The sequence below is a fragment of the Streptomyces sp. NPDC057694 genome (genome assembly GCF_042799415.1).
Taxonomy (GTDB): domain Bacteria; phylum Actinomycetota; class Actinomycetes; order Streptomycetales; family Streptomycetaceae; genus Streptomyces.
The window spans coordinates 320,528-337,386 of the sequence record NZ_JBHVIX010000007.1 but is presented as its reverse complement, the minus strand read 5'-3'; the positions used below and the strand labels follow the sequence as shown (position 1 = coordinate 337,386).

The following is a 16,859-nucleotide window of genomic DNA, read 5'->3' as shown; positions in this document are numbered from 1 at the left end:
TGACGAAACGTCATGGGCCGCTTCCACGTCACACAATTGACGCGAATTATTCACCCGAACTCCTCGTGTCCATGTCATTCTACGCGGGTTGCATCTCAGTCGACCCGCGTAGAACGGACGGACACCCCTCATGCCCGGAATCCCCATACGCACCGCCGCCCTCACCGCAGCCGCCCTGATGACGGCTGTCGCCCTCCCCCTGGTCACCGCGGGCCCCACCTCCGCGACCACCACCGACTACGACTCGACGTACTACAAGAACGCGATCGGTAAGTCCGGCACCGCCCTCAAGTCCTCGCTGCACACGATCATCAGCAGCCAGACCAAGATCTCGTACTCCGCGGTCTGGGACGCGCTCAAGGTCACCGACCAGGATCCGAACAACAGCAACAACGTGATCCTGCTGTACAGCGGTGTCTCGCGGGCCAAGTCCCTCAACGGCGGCGACCTCGGCGACTGGAACCGTGAGCACACCTGGGCCAAGTCCCACGGCGACTTCGGCGAGGCGACGGGCCCCGGCACGGACCTGCACCACCTGCGCCCCGCCGACGTGCAGGTCAACAGCGTCCGCGGCAACAAGGACTTCGACGACGGCGGCAGCGCCGTCTCGGGCGGCGGCGGCAGCCTCACCGACTCCGACTCCTTCGAGCCGCGCGACGCGGACAAGGGCGACGTGGCCCGCATGATCCTCTACATGGCGGTGCGCTACGACGGCGGCGACGGCTTCGCCGACCTGGAGCCCAACGAGAAGGTCAACAACGGCAGCGCCGCCTTCATGGGCAAGCTCTCCGTGCTCAAGCAGTGGAGCGACGAGGACCCGCCCAGCGCCTTCGAGGAGAAGCGCAACCAGGTCATCTACGACACCTACCAGCACAACCGCAACCCGTTCATCGACCACCCGGAGTGGGTCGAGTCGATCTGGTAGCCGCGGCTACGGCGCCCCGTCCCCCACCTCGCCGCACGCGTCCAGCAGTGCGGCGAGCCGGCGGGACGGCGGGTCGGGGCGCACCGCCAGATATGTGGGCAAGGACGGCGCCCCGGCCGGGTCGGCGAAGGGCCGGAAGGCGATCCGGTGCGCGGGCTGCACGGCGGCCTGCGCGGCGAAGTAGACCGTCCAGGACGGCCGGCCCGAGGCGATCGCGGCCAGGGTGTCCTGGTCGGTGGTGAACGCCGGGCCCATGACCGGCTCGAACCCCGCCGCCCGGCAGGCGTCCACGACCGCGTCGACCAGATGCGGATTGCTCTCGCGGGGCGCGATCCGCAGCGGCAGCCCCACCAGGTCCGCGAGCCCGACCCGGTCCCGCCCGGCGAGCGGATGCCCGGCGGGCAGCGCCGCGACCAGTTCGTCCCGCCACAGCGGCAGCAGTTCGAGGCCCGGGGCGCGGTCGGCGCCGCGGACGAACGTGGCGTCCAGATCCCCGTCGCGCACCTGTTGCAGCCTGGTCGCCGTGGGGCCGCTGACCAGCTCGACCAGCAGCTTCGGCGCCCGCTCGGACAGCGCGGTCAGCACCCCGTCCAGGCGCAGGCCGAGCCCGACGCTCGTACCGACGCGCAGCATGGACTCCTGCTCGCCGCGCACGGTGTCCATCGCCTCGGCCGCCGCCCGCTCGGCCGCGAGCAGCGCACGGGCGTGCGGCAGCAGGGCCCGGCCCGCGTCGGTCAGTCGCACGGCCCGCTTGCTGCGGTCGAAGAGGTCGACGCCGAACTCCCGCTCCAGGCGCCGCACTTGCTGGCTCACCGCGGGCTGCACGATGTGCAGCCGTTCGGCGGCCCGCCCGAAGTGCAGCTCCTCGGCCACCGCCACGAAGTACTTCACCTGCCGCAGCTCCACGCCGCCCGCCCCCGGACCCCTCAACCATCACCCATCACGATTCGTGATGAGTCTAGGAGCGGATCACTCATTGGTCGACGGCCGTCCGTCCGCTGGAATTCACCCATCACCCCAGCGCACCCGGAAGGCAGCTCCCCATGGCGTACACGACGGTCAACGGCATCACGCTCCACTACGAGGACCTCGGCGCGGGCCGTCCTCTGGTGTTCCTGCACGGCTGGGGCACCAGCGGCCGGGTGTGGGACGCGCAGGCGGCCGACCTGATGACCGACCACCGCGTGATCACCCTCGACTGGCGGGGCTGCGGGCGCTCGGAGCGGCCCGCCGACGGCTACAGCCTCGCCCAACTCACCAGTGATGTACTGGCGTTCGTCGACGCTCTGGAACTCGACCGGCCGGTGCTGATCGGCTCGTCGATCGCGGGCGCCTTCACCGTCGAGGCGGCCCTCGCGGCCCCGGACCGGATCGGCGCGATCATCCCGGTCGACGCGGGCGTCCACCACTTCTCCGGGCTCCAGGACGCCATGGACAAGCTGCTCACGGACCTGCGGGCCGACCGGGCGGGGACGCTCGCCGACTTCGTGCCGCACTGGTACCGGCCCGGCGCGAGCGCCGCGATGATCGACTGGACGGTGCGCCAGCTCCTGGAGTCGACCTTCCGCATCGACGGACTCGTCGTCGACCAGGCCGGCTACGACCCGCGCGACCGGGTGGCGAACCTGCGCGTGCCGACCCACTTCCTGCACGGCGAACTCGACACCGAGGTCCCGCTGTCGGTGCCCCGCGAACTCACCACGCTGATCCCCGGCGCCCGCCTCACGGTGATCGACGGGGCGGGCCACATGTCGCAGCAGGACCAGGCCGACCGGTTCACCACCGCCCTGCGTGCGGCCCTCGCCGACCTGCACTGACCCACAACCCACCCTACTTACGCAGGAGTTACGCATGCCTTTCGTCGACGTCCCCACCTCGGGCGGTATCACCAAGGCCCACTACCTCGTCACCGGCAGCGGTCCCGGCCTGGTCCTGGTGCACGGCACCGGTGCCACCGCGGAGGGCAACTGGGCGCCGCTGACAGCCGAGTTGAGCGACCGCTACACCATCGTCGCCCCGGACCTCCAGGGTGCGGGCGAGACCACGGACCCGGGCGGTCCGGTCGCCGTGACCGACATGGTGGCCGTCGTCGTCGCGGCGGCGCGGGACGCGGGGCTCGACCGGTTCCACCTCGTGGGCCACTCGCTGGGCGCCGTGGTCGCGACGGCGGCGGCCGCCCTGCACCCGGACCTGGTCGCCTCGCTCACCGCGCACGCGGGCTGGGTGCGCACGGACGCCCACATGGCGTTCCAGTTCGACCTGTGGCGGCAGCTGGCCGGCAGCGACCCGGACGCGCTGGCCCGGCTGATCCTGCTCACCGCGCTGGGCAAGGACACCCTGCGCACCTGGGACGAGGAGACGTTCGCGCAGGCGGCGGCCGGATTCGCCGAGATGATCACGGGCGGCCTGGACGGCTTCGTGCGGCAGACCGCGACGGACACGGCCGTCGACCTCACCGGCCTGCTCCCCGACATCACCGCGCCGACGCTGCTGCTGTCCAGCGCCGACGACCGGCTCGTCCCGCCGCACCACCAGCTCGACCTGTCCGAGCGCATCCCGCACGCCCGCCTGCTGCGCGTCCCCGGCGGCCACGGCCTGCCCGGCGAGAACCCGGCCCTGCTCACGGCCAAGGTCGCGGAGTTTCTCGACGCCCTCGGGGCCTAGCCGAGGTGCGTCGGCGCGAACATCCGCAGCAACGCGGGCAGCACGACCACGCTCGGGCCGGGGGTGGCGAGCGCGGCGGCCAGGTCCTCGCGGAGGGCCTCCGGGGACGTACGTACGGCCGGCACGCCGAAGGACTCGGCGAGGGCCACGTAGTCCGGGCGGGTCAGCTCGGTGGCGGTGGCCCGGCCGAAGGTGTCGTTCATGTACTCGCGCAGGATGCCGTAGCCGCCGTCGTCGACGATCAGCCAGGTGACGTTCAGGGATTCCTGCTTCGCCGTGGCGAGTTCGGCGATCGAGTACAGGGCTCCGCCGTCGCCGGAGACCGCGAGGACGGGCGTCGTCGGGTCGGCCGCCGCGGCGCCGAGCGCGGCCGGGAAGCCGTAGCCGAGGCCGCCCGCGCCCTGCGCCGAGTGCAGCGGTCCGGGCCAGGCCGACCAGGCCCAGTAGGCGAGGATCGTCATGTCCCAGAAGGACGGGGACTTGGGCGGGAGCGCGGCCCGGACGGACGCCAACACGTCCTGTTCCAGGGTGAGTTCCTGGGAGGCGATGCGTTCCCGTACGGCGTTCAGTACCTCGGCGACGCGCGCCGGAGCCTTCTCGTCGGAACGCTCCCCGACCGTCTCGACGAGGGCCTGGAGGGCGAGGCGGGCGTCCGCGTGGATGCCGAGCGCCGGGTGGTTGGACTCCAGCTTGCCCGCGTCCGCCTCGATCTGGATCACCCGGCCGCGCGGGGCGAACGTGTGGTAGTTCGAGGAGAGTTCGCCGAGGCCCGAGCCGACGACCAGCAGGACGTCCGCGTCCTCCAGGAAGTCGGTGACGTGCCGGTCCTCCATCCAGGACTGGAGCGAGAGCGGGTGCTCCCAGGGGAAGGCGCCCTTGCCGCCGAAGGTGCACACCACCGGGGCGTTCACCCGCTCGGCGAGCGCGCGGAGCTTGCCCGCCGCGTCGGCGCGGACCACACCGCCGCCCGCGATGATCACCGGGCGCTCGGCCTTCGCGAGCAGGTCGGCGGCGACGGCGGTCAGCTCGGGGCGCGGCACCAGCTCGTGCGGGGTCGCGTCGACCGCCGTGACCTGGGGCAGGGTGGCCGGGGCGAGGAGGACGTCCTGCGGGATCTCGACGTAGACCGGGCCGTGCGGCGCGCTGAGCGCCGACTCCCAGGCCGCGGCGATCGCGGACGGGATCTGCGACTGGGTACGCACGGTGTGGACGGACTTGACCACGTCACGGAAGGCGGCCTGCTGGTCGCGCAGCTCGTGGAGGTAGCCGTGCCGGCCGCCGCCGAGCCCGGCCACCGGCACCTGGCTGACGATCGTGAGCACCGGCGCGGAGCCCGCGGCCGCCTCCTGGAGCGCGGACAGCGAGGTCAGCGCGCCCGGCCCCGTGGACAGGAACAGCGGCGCGACCTCGCCGGTGACCCGGCCGTACGCGTCCGCCGCGAACCCGGCGTTGTTCTCCACGCGCAGGCCCACATAGCGCAGGTCCGAGCGGCCCAGCGCGTCGAACAGGCCCAGCGCGTGCTGGCCGGGCAGGCCGAAGACGGTGGACGCGCCAAGCCCCGCGAGGGTCTCCACGACCAGGTCGCCGCCGGTCCGCCCGGGCGGCGGGTTGAGGGCCGCTTCGGTCTGGGCCGCGGTGGGCCGCAGTTCGAGGTCGTGGTCGTGGGTCATCGCGGGGGTCTCTCCTTGAGGTGCCGGAGGCGGTCCGGTGGTGCGGTCAGGCGGTGCGGGACGCCGCGATCTGCCGCGCCATGATCGTCGTCAGCTCGTACGCGGTGTGCGAGGCGGCGACGGCGGTGATCTCGGCGTGGTCGTAGGCGGGGGCCACCTCGACGACGTCCGCGGACACCAGGTTGCACGATGCCAGACCGCGCAGGATCTCCAGGAGCTCGCGGGAGGTCATGCCGCCCGCCTCCGGGGTGCCGGTGCCGGGCGCGTGGGCCGGGTCGAGGCAGTCGATGTCGATGGAGATGTACAGCGGCCGGTCGCCGATGCGCTGGCGCAGCTGGTCGGCGACCTCGTCGGCGCCGCGCCGGTAGACGTCGGCCGAGGTGACGATGCCGAAGCCGAGCTTCTCGTCATCGGTGAGGTCGCTCTTGCCGTAGAGCGGGCCGCGCGTGCCGACGTGGGAGAGGGCCGAGGTGTCGAGGATGCCCTCCTCGACGGCGCGGCGGAACGGGGTGCCGTGCGTGTACTCGGCGCCGAAGTACGTGTCCCAGGTGTCCAGGTGCGCGTCGAAGTGGAGCAGCGCGACCGGGCCGTGCTTCTTGGCGACGGAGCGAAGGAGCGGCAGCGCGATGGTGTGGTCGCCGCCGAGCGTCATCATGCGGGCGCCCGAGCCGAGGATGCCGTCGGCCGCGGCCTCGATCGTCTCGACGGCCTCGTTGATGTTGAACGGGTTCGCGGCGACGTCACCGGCGTCCACGACCTGCGCGAGGGCGAACGGCGAGGCGTCCTGCGCCGGGTTGTAGGGGCGCAGGAGCCGGGACGCCTCACGGATCGCGTTGCCGCCGAAGCGGGCGCCGGGACGGTAGGAGACACCGGTGTCGAAGGGCACACCCACGACCGCGACGTCCGCCGAGTCGACCTCGTCCAGGCGCGGCAGCCGGGCGAAGGTCGCCGGGCCCGCGTAGCGCGGGACGAGCGAGGAGTCGACGGGACCGACCGGACCGTTCGGGTCGGGCTGGACGCGGGGCGTGTCGTTGGGGTTCATGCGCGGGTGCCTTCTTTCCTGCGGTCTTTCCTGAGGTCTTCCTGCGGAGGGGTACTGCGGGGTTACTGCGCCGCCGCCGCGGGGGACGCGGCCGGTTCGGCCTCGGGGGCGCCGCGTCCGGCGAGCCGCTCCCGCCAGTGGGCGAGGACGGCGGCGTCGGTCGGCGGGGTGGCCAGGGACACGACGACGTAGACGACGAGGGACGCCGACAGGCCGTAGTAGACGGGCTCGTTGGCGAGGATGCCGAACTTCCACATCAGGCCGATGACGGAGAGACCACCGACGACGACGGCGGCGAGGGCGCCGTTGCCGGTGCCGCGCTTCCAGATCAGCCCGCCGAGGATCGGCACGAGGAGGCCGGCGACGAGCAGGTTGTAGGCGACGGTCAGCGCCTCGACGACGTTGTTGAGGATGATCGAGGTGATGATCGCGACGATGCCGAGGACGAGGATGAAGATCCGGTTGCCCTTGATCTCGTCGTGCTCGCTGTCGGGGGCGGTGTCCGGCCGGATGCCGCGCAGCCGCTTCCAGATGTCGTTGTTGGCGACGGTGGCGCAGGCGATCAGGGCTCCGGACGACGTCGACATGACGGCGGCGAGCGCGGCGGCGAGCACCAGACCGCGGACACCGACGGGCAGCTCGTCCTTGACGATCTGGGCGAACGCCTCGTCGGCCTGGCCCAGGCCCTTGGGGTAGATGACCTTGGCGGCGGTGCCGATGACGGCGCCACCGATCGCGTAGAGCAGGCAGTAGACACCGGAGACGGTGCCGCCCCAGCGGGCCACCTTGTCGTTGCGGGCGGTGAACACGCGCTGCCAGATGTCCTGACCGATGAGCATGCCGAACGTATAGATCAGCACGTACGTGAAGATCGTCTCGCCGCCGATGCCCAGCGGGTCGAAGTACGAGGTGGGCAGCGCGGCCTTCATCTCGCTGAAGCCGCCCGCCTTGACGACGGCCACCGGCAGCAGGATCAGCAGCACGCCGATCGTCTTGACGACGAACTGCACCATGTCGGTGATGGTGATGGACCACATGCCGCCGAGCGTCGAGTAGGCGACCACGATGGCGCCGCCGATGACGATCGCCAGCCAGCGCGGCACGTCGAACAGGACGTCGAAGATCGTGGCGTACGCGATCGTGGACGTGACCACCAGCATCAGCGTGTACGCCCACATCACGATGCCGGAGATCATCCCGGCGCTGCCGCCGTAGCGCAGGTCGAGCATCTCCGAGACGGTGTAGACCTTCAGGCGGGCGATGCGCGCGGAGAAGAACAGCGACAGCGCGAGGATGCCGAGGCCGATGGTGAACACCATCCAGGCACCCGACAGGCCGTACTGGTAGCCGAGGCCGACGCCGCCGATGGTGGAGGCGCCGCCGAGGACGACGGCGGCCATCGTGCCGGAGTACATGGCGGGGCCCAGGCGCCGGCCGGCGACCAGGAAGTCACTCTTGGACTTGGCGCGGCGCATGCCCCACCAGCCCATGGCCAGCATGCCGGCCAGGTAAAGGACGATCACGATGTAGTCGACGGCCATGGGGCAGCCCTCCTTCACACACTTCGGTGGCGTGTCGTGCGGGGAATCGGACGGAAACGGACCCGGATCTCGACACGGGGACATCCGCCCGTACCCGTACTCACCGGTCGGGACGACACTAGGTGGCTGGAAAGCGTCGCTGAAGTGTACGTTTCCTCTACTCATCGCGTACGAACCAGAGGAAACGCACACCATGTCGTCCCCGCCGGTGCCCCCGCTGCCCGCCGTTCCGCTGAGCGCGCTGCTGGCCCGCGCCGAGCTGGGGCTGCGGCAGATCGCGGGGCCGCCGGCCGAGGCGATGCCGGTGTACTCGGCGCACACCTCGGAGATGTCGGACCCGTACCCGTATCTGCTGGGCGGCGAGCTGCTGCTGACGGCGGGCGTGCACGCGCCGGCGGACACCGGCACCGACGCCTACTACGACGCCTATGTGGAGCGGATCGTCGCGGCGGGCGCCGCGGCCCTGGGGTTCGGGGTGGCGCCGGTGCACGACACGGTGCCGTCCGGCCTGCTGGCGGCGTGCGAGCGGCGCGGTCTCGCACTGGTGGAGGTGCCGGAGCGGACGACGTTCAGCGCGGTCGGCCGCGCCCTGTGGGACCTGATGACCGCGGTGCGCCATCTCGAACTGCGCCGGGTCACCGAGGCGCAGCAGGGCCTCGCCACCGCGGCCGCCCGGCCCGACCCCGTTCCGGCCGTGCTGCGCCAACTCGCCCAGCGCACGGGCGGGTTCGCGGTCCTGCTCGGTCCCGAGGGCACCGAGCCGCAGCGCGCCGGGACCCCGCCGTCGGAGGCTGCCGAGGCGGCCCTCGCCGATCTGGTGCGGGTGGTGCGGCCCGCGACGACCCGGCTCTTCCCGACGCCCGCGTCCGCCTCCGACGAGGTGGGCGGCGTGCAACTGTCGGCGTACGCGCTCGGCGGTCCCGGCGGCCGGGCGCTCGGCCTCGCCACCGGGGCGCGGGCGCCCGGCGACCACACCATCGCGGGTGTCGCGGTCGTCCTGCTCTCGCTGTTGCAGGGCGAACACCGGTCGACGGGGGACGCCCGGCGTTCGGCGGCGCTGGTCCGGCTGCTGCTCGGAGAGCGCCCCCAGGACACGGCTGAGCTGCTCGGAGCGCCGGGCGCCTGGCGGGTGGTGCACGCGCAGTCGCCGGGCGGGCGGCCGGTGCCGGTGCTCGGCACTCCGTTGGTCGACGCCACGGATGCGCTGGTCCGCGCTCTGGTTCCGGCCGACCAGGACGTCACCGCGCACGACGGCTGGACCCTGGGTGTCTCGGCCCCGGCCGCGCCCGGTGAACTGGCGGCCGCCGACTCCCAGGCCGCGCACGCCCTGGCCCGCGCCCGCGCTCTGCGCACCCCGCTGGTCCGGCACCGCGCGGACATTCCCGCCCCGGACGTGGCCGCCCTGTCCGACCACCCCGAACTCCGCCGGACCCTGCGCACCTGGCTCTCCCTCCACGGAAGCTGGGACCGCACCGCGAACGCGCTGGGGGTCCACCGCAACACGGTCCGCCAACGGATCGCCAAGTGCGGGGTGCTGGTATCAGCGGACCTGGACGACCCGGACACCCGAATGGAGCTGTGGTTCGCCCTACGGGACCTGCCGTGAGACCCGGCGGGGGCTGGTCGCGCAGTTCCCCGCGCCCCTGATGGGTTGACCGTCAGCTGCGGGCCGGTGGCCGCTTCTCGCGCAGTTCCCCGCGCCCCTTAACGGGTTGACCGTCGGCTGACGGCCGGTGGCCTCTTCTCGCGCAGTTCCCCGCGCCCCTGAGGCAGCCGCTGCGCGCCGCCTCCCCTGAGGCTGCGCTCCGCGCGCCTCCACACGGGGCAGGGGGCGCGCCTCCGCCTGAGGCAGGGGCCGCTCCTCCGCCTTGGGCAGATGGCGCGCCTCAATGGAGGTCGCGCACGAAGTGCGCATCTCCAGGGGCGCGGGGAACTGCGCGACCAGCCCCCACCGGGCCGCGCACGAACGACAACCCGAAAAGGGGCGCGGGGAACTGCGCGAGAAGCGGCCACCGGCCCGCAGACGAACGACAACCCGATAAGGGGCCCGGGCTCAGTAAAGTTCCGGCCGCCGGTCTCCGAAGACGTCGTTGTGGGCGCCCAGAGACTTGTCGCGGGCCTGCGCCAGATCACAGGAGGCAAGCAGAAGGGCCGGCCCCTCGGTCGGGTTGCGCCCGGCGACCGGAAACCCGTCGGGGTCGACAATCACGGACCCCCCGGTCCAGACGACCCCGCGCTCGTCCCCGGCCCGATCGGCCACGGCCACGTACATCCGGTTCCCCGCGGCAGCGGCCTGCGCCTTGATCACCTCGGCCGGCCGCTCCCCCTCGGGCCGAGGAAAGCGCGGCCAGTTGACGGGAGCGCACAGCAACTCGGTACCGGCGAGGGCGACGCGCCGCACCCACTCGGGGAACTCCAGGTCGTAGCAGACCATGACGCCGATCCGCCCGACCCCCTCGATGTCGACGACGGGCGGCGCCTCGTCCCCGGAGACGAAGAAGTCCTTCTCGGTGCCGAAGAGGTGGGCCTTGCGGTAGACGGCGCGCAGCTCACCGGCCGGGTCGATGACGACGGCCGAGTTGCGGACGCGGTCACCGTCGAGTTCGGCGAGCCCCGCGACGAGGGTGACCCCGTACCGCCGAGCCGCCGCCGACCAGGCGGTGACGGTAGGACCGTCGAGCGGCTCGGCCAGAGCGCGGGCCTCGGCGACGGAGTCGAAGACATAGCCGCTGTTGGCGAGCTCGGGGAGCACGACGACCCGGGCGCCGGCGCGGGCGGCGGCCTCGACGGCCTCCTCGGCGGCGGCCAGGTTCTCGGCGACGTCGCCGACCCCGAGGGCGAGCTGGGCGCAGGCCACGGTGGTCATCGGCCGGCCGTCGCGCTCCGTGGAGCCGTTCATCGCGGAGCCCTTCCCTCTCACTGCTGACGGCTGGACCCTAACCCGCACCCCCACGGCCCGTCTCCGCCCATCCGGCCAAATGCGGATCACGCACCTGGACACGGCGTACGGAGCCCGGCCCCGAAGGCCCGGGGTCAGCAGTCGGCGCTCTCCTGCTTCTCGGGGCCGGGGACGATCTCCGGTTCCCGAACGGCGGCCCGCGCCCGCGCCCTCGACCTGGAGACCGCGACACCGGCCAGGCACAGCGCGCCACCGAGCAGGGTCAGCCAGCCGGGCACCTCGTCCAGGAACAGCCAGCTCAGCAGGACCACGATGGCGGGCACGGCGTACGTCGTCGCGCCCATCTTCCCGGCGGGCGTGCGGGCGAGCGCGTACGTCCAGGTGGTGAAGGCCAGCGCGGTGGGCACGACGCCGAGGTAGACCATGTTGAGCGTCGCGGACATCGGCGCCCTGGACACCTCCGAGACCAGCTGTCCGGAGAACGGCAGGCAGACCGCCGTCCCGATCAGGCAGGCGAACGCGGTGACCTGGAGCGGGGAGCCGTACGACAGGGCGGGCTTCTGGGACACGACACCGACCGCGTACGCGACCGCGGCCAGCAGACACAGCGCGACGCCCCCGATCAGCGCCCCCGAACTGCCCTCCACGTCCCCGGAGCCCGAGGACCCGGCCGACATGGACAGGCCGACCACGGCCGCGCCCGCGAACGACACCCCCATCCCGGCGAGCAGCCGCGGCGGCAGCCCCTCGCCGAGCAGCCGGGCGGCGAGCAGCGCCATCAGGATCGGGCCCACGTTCACCAGCAGCGCGGCGGTGCCGGCGTCGACGAGGCGCTCGCCCCAGTTCAGCGCCACCATGTACCCGCCGAACCAGACGACGCCCGAGATCACGATTCCGCGCCAGGCGCCGCGCGGCGGCAGCCCCTCGCGGCGGATCAGCACCAGCGCGACCAGCACCACGGACCCGGCGAGCAGCCGCCCGAGGGCCAGCGCGCCCGGTGAGTAGGCGGCGCCCGCGCTGCGGATGGAGACGAAGGCGGAGGCCCAGGCGAGCACGGTGAAACAGACGGCGCCGACGGTGAGCAGGCCGGGGGCGGCGGGGCGCGGGTCCGATGAGGTCATAGGGGGGAGCGTACGGAGAAATCCGTTCGGTGAGCACCGAAATATCGGAGGCCGGAGCGGCAGTGGCCCTGGTCCCAGTCCGCGAACCGATCAGCATCCTCCGGCGTCCCCCGGGCACAATGGGAGCCATGCCGATACCCGGGATTCCCACCGACAGTCCGACCCGCGCCGCCCTGATCGACCACCTCGTCCGCACCCGCATCGCGGGCGACGTGGCCACGCCCCGCGAGAACAACCTCAGCCACTACCGCAAGCTCGCGAACGGCGACCGGCACTTCTGGCTGGGCCTGGAACTCGGTGACCGCTGGACGGACGAGCAGGACGTGCTCTCGGTGATGGCCGAGCGCTGCGGTGTCGTCGACGACCCGGAGCACCGGTACGGGCAGGACACCATCGACCCGGAGCTGACGGTCGACGCCCTGGAGCGGATGGCGGCGCGGCTGCGCAAGGCGGCCGAGGACCGTCAGAGCGTGCTGTTCGCCACGGGGCATCCGGGCGGTCTGCTCGACGTGCACCGGGCGACGGCTGCCGCTCTGCGCGCGGCGGGCTGCGAGATCGTCGTCATCCCCGAGGGGCTCGCCACCGAGGAAGGCATGGTCTTCCAGTTCGCGGACGTGGCGATGCTGGAGCGCGGGGCGACGCTGTGGCACACGCACTCCCCCGACCCGATGACGCGCACCCTTGACGCCCTGGAGCGCGAGGGCCGGCCGCTGCCCGACCTGGTCGTCGCCGACCACGGGTGGGCGGGCTGCGCGGCCCAGCGCGGGCTCGACTCCGTCGGTTACGCGGACTGCAACGACCCCGCGCTGTTCGTCGGCGAGGCCGAGGGCACGATGCAGGTGACGATCCCCCTGGACGACCACGTCACGAGCCCCCGCCACTACGACCCGATGACGGCGTACCTGCTGGACGCGGCGGGCCTGCTGGACTAGCGCCCGCCCTGCGACTGCGGCTCTCGTCGTGGCTGGTCGCGCAGTTCCCCGCGCCCCTGAAGGCATGCGCTTCGCGCGCCTTCCCCTGCCCCTGAGCGAGCGCAGCTCGCTTCAGGGGCGCGGGGAACTGCGCGAGAAGCGGCCACCGGCCGTCAGCCGACCGACAACCCTTTGAGGGGCGCGGGGAACTGCGCGACCAGCCACGACGAGAGCCGCACCCGAGAGCGGACCGGCCCTACCAGGGCTCGAGCCCCGCCTCACGTCGCTGGGCGAACCCGGGCGTCGGATCCAGGTACACCCGCCGCACCGCGGGAAACCGCTCCTGCAACCGCCGAGCGGCATCCTCACAGGCCCACTCGATCTGCGCAGCAGTAGACGCGTCGCGGAAATCGACCTTGGCCGCGACGAGCGCCTCCCGAGGCCCCTGCACGAGCGTCGTCAGCTCAAGAACGGCCTCGACGTGCTCGATGCCGAGCAGCAGCGTCCGGATCTCGTCCCGGATCGACCGCGGCAACGGCCGCCCGACGAGCAGCTCGGCATTGGACCGCCCGAGCACCCAGGCCACCCACAGCAGCAGCACACCGATGCACAGCGAGGCGATGGCGTCCCAGACGCCGGACCCGCTGAGCTGCCCGCCCAGCAGTCCACCGGCGGCCAGCAGCAGCCCGGCGAGGGCCGCGCTGTCCTCCATGACGACGGCCTTCACGGCGGTGTCGGGCGTGTGCTTCAGATACGTACCGACGGGCGCCTTGAACCGGGCGGCCTCACCCCGCGCCTGCTTGACGGCGGTGCGCAGCGAGAAGCCCTCCAGCAGGAAGGCGACGGCGAGCACGATGTACGAGACCAGCGGATCGCCGAGGTCCTCGCCGGCGATCAGGGTGTGGATGCCGTCGTAGAGGGAGAAGACGGCGCCGCCGACGAACGTGGCGACGGCGGCGAGCAGCGCCCACACGTACCGTTCGCCGCCGTGGCCCAGCGGATGGTCCTCGTCGGCGGGCTTGGCGCCGCGCTTCAGGGAGGCGAGCAGCATCAGTTCGGTGACGGTGTCCGCGAACGAGTGCGCGGCCTCCGACAGCATCGCGCTGGACCCGCTGATGACACCGGCGACGACCTTGGCGAGGGCGATGCCGAGATTCGCCGCGGCGGCGACGAGCACCGTGAAGACGCTCTCCCCACCGCCCTGCTCCGCGTCGTCGAACCCGTCCGCCACCGAAGCACCATCCCGTACATCCACGTACGGGACCATATGTCCGATCAGCGCGGAATGCGAACCACGCCTTCCTGGATGACGGTGATCGCGAGCCGCCCGTCCTGGGTGTAGATGCGGGCCTGGCCGAGGCCCCGGCCGCCGGAGGCGGACGGCGACTGCTGGTCGTAGAGGAGCCATTCGTCGGCGCGGAAGGGCCGGTGGAACCACATGGCGTGGTCGAGCGAGGCCCCGACGACGTCGCCGACGGCCCAGCCGCCGCGCCCGTGCGCGAGCAGCACGGAGTCGAGGAGGGTCATGTCGGAGACGTAGGTGGCGAGGCAGACGTGGAGCAGCGGGTCGTCCGCGAGCTTGCCGGCGGTGCGGAACCAGACCTGCGAGCGCGGCTGCTGCGGCTCGCCGACGAAGGCGAACGGCGGCGCGTCCACGTACCGCAGGTCGATGGCCTCGCGCGCTTCGAGCATGCGCTGTACGCGATCGGCCCCGAGGGCGTCGGCATAGCGCGGCAGCATCTCGGCGGCCGTCGGCAGCGACGCGGGGTCGGGCGCGGGCGGCATGTCGGCCTGGTGCTCCAGGCCGTCCTCGTACGTCTGGAAGGACGCGGAAAGATGGAAGATCGGCTGCCCGTGCTGGATCGCGACGACGCGGCGGGTGGTGAAGGAGCGGCCGTCCCTGATCCGGTCGACGGTGTAGACGATGGGCGCGCCCGGGTCCCCCGCGACGAGGAAGTACGCGTGCAGGGAGTGGGCGTGCCGGTCGGCCGGGACGGTGCGTCCGGCGGCGACCAGCGCCTGGGCCGCCACCTGTCCGCCGAAGACGCGGGGGACGACGGCGGACCGGGACTGGCCGCGGAAGATGTCCTCCTCGATCCGCTCGAGATCGAGCAGATCGAGGAGGGACTGAAGTGCCTTGTTCATGCCACTAGTTGTATGCGAGGCCAGGGTCCTGTGGGTTACAGGCCCATGTTCTTCGCGATGATCATCTTCATGACCTCGCTGGTGCCGCCGTAGATGCGGTTGACGCGGTTGTCCGCGTACAGGCGGGCGATCGGGTACTCGTTCATGAACCCGTAGCCGCCGTGCAGCTGGAGGCAGCGGTCGATGACGCGGTGCGCGACCTCGGTGTTGAACAGCTTGGCGCTCGCGGCCTCGGCGGCGGTCAGCTCACCGGCGTCGAGGGCCTCCAGGGCGCGGTCGGCGACGGCCTCGGCGGCGTCCACCTCGGCCTGGCAGGCGGCCAGCTCGAACTTGGTGTTCTGGAAGGACGCGACCGGCTTGCCGAAGACGGTGCGGTCCTGCACGTACTGCTTGGCGAACGCCACGGCGGCCTTGGCCTGCGCGTACGCGCCGTAGGCGATGCCCCAGCGCTCGGAGGGGAGGTTCTGGCCGAGGTAGTAGAAGCCCTTGTTCTCCTCGCCCAGGAGGTCCTCGACGGGCACCTTCACGTCGACGAACGCCAGCTCGGCGGTGTCGGAGGTGCGCAGGCCCAGCTTGTCGAGCTTGCGGCCGATCGAGTAGCCCTCGGACTTGGTGTCGACGGCGAAGAGCGAGATGCCGAAGCGGCGGTCGTCGGCGGTCGGCGCGGCGGTGCGGGCGCAGACGATGACGCGGTCGGCGTGCACGCCGCCGGTGATGAACGTCTTCGAGCCGTTGAGGACGTAGTGCGTGCCGTCCTCGGAGAGCTTCGCCGTGGTCTTCATGCCGGCGAGGTCGGAGCCGGTGCCCGGCTCGGTCATCGCGAGGGCCCACATCTCCTCGGCGGTGACGAACTTCTCCAGGTAGCGCTTCTTCTGCTCGTCGGTGCCGAGCATCTTGATGTAGGGAAGCGCGAGCAGGACGTGGACGCCCGAGCCGCCGAAGGTGACGCCCGCGCGGGCGGTCTCCTCGTACTGGATGGCCTCGAACTTGTGCGTCTCCAGGCCCGCGCCGCCGAACTCCTCGGGGACGTTGATGCCGAACAGGCCCAGGTCGGCGAGCTTCGTGTACAGCTCGCGCGGGACGATGCCGTCCTGGAACCACTCGTCGTAGTGGGGGACGACCTCGGCCTCGACGAAGGCGCGCAGGGTCTCCCGGAACGCCTCGTGGTCCTCATCAAAAACGGTACGGCGCACGGAAAACTCTCCCTCTACGGCGTCTGCGACGACTCAGTACAACTACTAAGCGCTTGCTCAGAACAACGTTACCGGCCGGTCACCGGAGCGTCCAGAGATACACATCACTCTGCGGCAGCCGCGAACGCCCCGCGCGCCAGCTTGTGCAACATCCGCGCGGTCGCCTCCCGTCCGGGCAACGAACCCGGGCGGCTCAGGTGCGGCGTGGAGTTCAGCAGACCGAAGACCGCGTGCACGGCCACCCGCGCCTGCGGCTCGACCAGGTCGGGGCAGACCTTGCGGACGACCTCCACCCACAGCTCCACGTACTGGCGCTGGAGCGAGCGCACCAGCTTGCGGTCGGTGTCGCGCAGCCGGTCCAGCTCGCGGTCGTGCAGCGTGATCAGGTCGCGGTCGTCGAGGGCGAAGTCGATGTGCCCCTCGATGAGCGAGTCGAGCAGCGCGTCGGCGCCGTGCTCGGCCTCGGCGACCCGGCGCCTGCCGCCGGTGAGCAGCTGCCCGCTGATGCCGACGAGCAGCTCGGCGAGCATCGCGTCCTTGCCGGCGAAGTGGCGGTAGAGGCCGGGGCCGCTGATGCCGACCGCGGCGCCTATCTCGTCGACCCCGACGCCGTGGAACCCGCGCTCGGCGAAGAGCCGGGCGGCCTCTTTGAGGATCTGCTCGCGACGGGTGGGGGCATCGGTTCTGGTGGCTCTGGAGACCATGCGTCAATTCTAGACAGCGGGGTTAGCGACCGTTAACCTGAACC

15 protein-coding genes are annotated in these 16,859 nt (G+C 72.0%); 5 read left to right on the top strand and 10 right to left on the bottom strand.

From position 1 onward, the window contains the following. Nucleotides 1–130 precede the first annotated feature (130 nt). Nucleotides 131–925, top strand: coding sequence for an endonuclease I family protein (locus ACFVDP_RS19275; RefSeq protein ID WP_383490919.1), 795 nt, complete (start codon nucleotides 131–133; stop codon nucleotides 923–925). Nucleotides 926–931: 6 nt separating this feature from the next. Here ACFVDP_RS19275 and ACFVDP_RS19270 read toward each other — a convergent pair whose 3' ends face one another. Next, complete coding sequence (locus ACFVDP_RS19270; RefSeq protein ID WP_383490917.1) at nucleotides 932–1,831, bottom strand: LysR substrate-binding domain-containing protein; 900 nt, start codon at nucleotides 1,829–1,831, stop codon at nucleotides 932–934. A 137-nt stretch (nucleotides 1,832–1,968) separates the two neighbouring features. Between ACFVDP_RS19270 and ACFVDP_RS19265 the strand changes: the two genes are divergently transcribed. Continuing rightward, nucleotides 1,969–2,742 carry an alpha/beta fold hydrolase gene (locus ACFVDP_RS19265; protein WP_383490915.1) on the top strand — a complete coding sequence of 258 codons (774 nt, stop codon included), beginning with the start codon at nucleotides 1,969–1,971 and terminating at the stop codon, nucleotides 2,740–2,742. A 34-nt stretch (nucleotides 2,743–2,776) separates the two neighbouring features. Beyond that, entirely contained in the window at nucleotides 2,777–3,589 is an 813-nt protein-coding gene (locus ACFVDP_RS19260) for an alpha/beta fold hydrolase (protein ID WP_383490913.1), read from the top strand. Here the strand turns inward: ACFVDP_RS19260 and ACFVDP_RS19255 are convergent. From ACFVDP_RS19255 to ACFVDP_RS19245, 3 genes are all read right to left on the bottom strand, one after another. Beyond that, nucleotides 3,586–5,259: a thiamine pyrophosphate-binding protein gene (locus ACFVDP_RS19255; protein WP_383490911.1), complete on the bottom strand. Its 1,674-nt coding sequence runs from the start codon at nucleotides 5,257–5,259 to the stop codon at nucleotides 3,586–3,588. The genes ACFVDP_RS19260 and ACFVDP_RS19255 overlap by 4 nt on opposite strands. 46 nt (nucleotides 5,260–5,305) lie before the next feature. Further along, a complete protein-coding gene (speB, locus tag ACFVDP_RS19250) occupies nucleotides 5,306–6,301 on the bottom strand; it encodes an agmatinase (RefSeq protein WP_383490909.1) in 996 nt (331 codons plus the stop codon). 62 nt (nucleotides 6,302–6,363) lie between these two features. After that, the gene (locus ACFVDP_RS19245; RefSeq protein ID WP_383490907.1) at nucleotides 6,364–7,842 is read right to left on the bottom strand and encodes a sodium:solute symporter; all 1,479 of its coding nucleotides are present in this window, start codon (nucleotides 7,840–7,842) and stop codon (nucleotides 6,364–6,366) included. 193 nt (nucleotides 7,843–8,035) lie between these two features. Between ACFVDP_RS19245 and ACFVDP_RS19240 the strand changes: the two genes are divergently transcribed. After that, nucleotides 8,036–9,448 carry a helix-turn-helix domain-containing protein gene (locus tag ACFVDP_RS19240; RefSeq protein WP_383490905.1) on the top strand — a complete coding sequence of 471 codons (1,413 nt, stop codon included), beginning with the start codon at nucleotides 8,036–8,038 and terminating at the stop codon, nucleotides 9,446–9,448. A gap of 447 nt (nucleotides 9,449–9,895) precedes the next feature. Here ACFVDP_RS19240 and ACFVDP_RS19235 read toward each other — a convergent pair whose 3' ends face one another. Beyond that, nucleotides 9,896–10,741, bottom strand: coding sequence for a nitrilase-related carbon-nitrogen hydrolase (locus ACFVDP_RS19235; protein WP_383490903.1), 846 nt, complete (start codon nucleotides 10,739–10,741; stop codon nucleotides 9,896–9,898). A gap of 134 nt (nucleotides 10,742–10,875) precedes the next feature. Beyond that, nucleotides 10,876–11,862, bottom strand: a complete 987-nt coding sequence (locus ACFVDP_RS19230; protein WP_383490901.1) for a DMT family transporter — start codon at nucleotides 11,860–11,862, stop codon at nucleotides 10,876–10,878. Between the two features lie 128 nt (nucleotides 11,863–11,990). On the opposite strand from ACFVDP_RS19230, the gene ACFVDP_RS19225 reads away from it, so the two are divergent. Beyond that, a complete protein-coding gene (locus ACFVDP_RS19225; protein WP_383490899.1) occupies nucleotides 11,991–12,794 on the top strand; it encodes a phosphatase in 804 nt (267 codons plus the stop codon). Nucleotides 12,795–13,029: 235 nt separating this feature from the next. Here ACFVDP_RS19225 and ACFVDP_RS19220 read toward each other — a convergent pair whose 3' ends face one another. The 4 genes from ACFVDP_RS19220 to ACFVDP_RS19205 all read right to left on the bottom strand — a co-directional run bounded on the left by ACFVDP_RS19220 (nucleotide 13,030) and on the right by ACFVDP_RS19205 (nucleotide 16,815). After that, nucleotides 13,030–14,028 (bottom strand): cation diffusion facilitator family transporter, encoded by a 999-nt coding sequence (locus ACFVDP_RS19220; protein ID WP_383490897.1) that lies wholly within the window; start codon nucleotides 14,026–14,028, stop codon nucleotides 13,030–13,032. A 20-nt stretch (nucleotides 14,029–14,048) separates the two neighbouring features. Beyond that, a complete protein-coding gene (locus tag ACFVDP_RS19215; protein ID WP_383490895.1) occupies nucleotides 14,049–14,918 on the bottom strand; it encodes an acyl-CoA thioesterase in 870 nt (289 codons plus the stop codon). Between the two features lie 35 nt (nucleotides 14,919–14,953). Then, complete coding sequence (locus ACFVDP_RS19210) at nucleotides 14,954–16,111, bottom strand: acyl-CoA dehydrogenase family protein (protein ID WP_383490893.1); 1,158 nt, start codon at nucleotides 16,109–16,111, stop codon at nucleotides 14,954–14,956. A 104-nt stretch (nucleotides 16,112–16,215) separates the two neighbouring features. Further along, complete coding sequence (locus tag ACFVDP_RS19205) at nucleotides 16,216–16,815, bottom strand: TetR/AcrR family transcriptional regulator (protein ID WP_383490891.1); 600 nt, start codon at nucleotides 16,813–16,815, stop codon at nucleotides 16,216–16,218. Nucleotides 16,816–16,859: the final 44 nt, after the last annotated feature.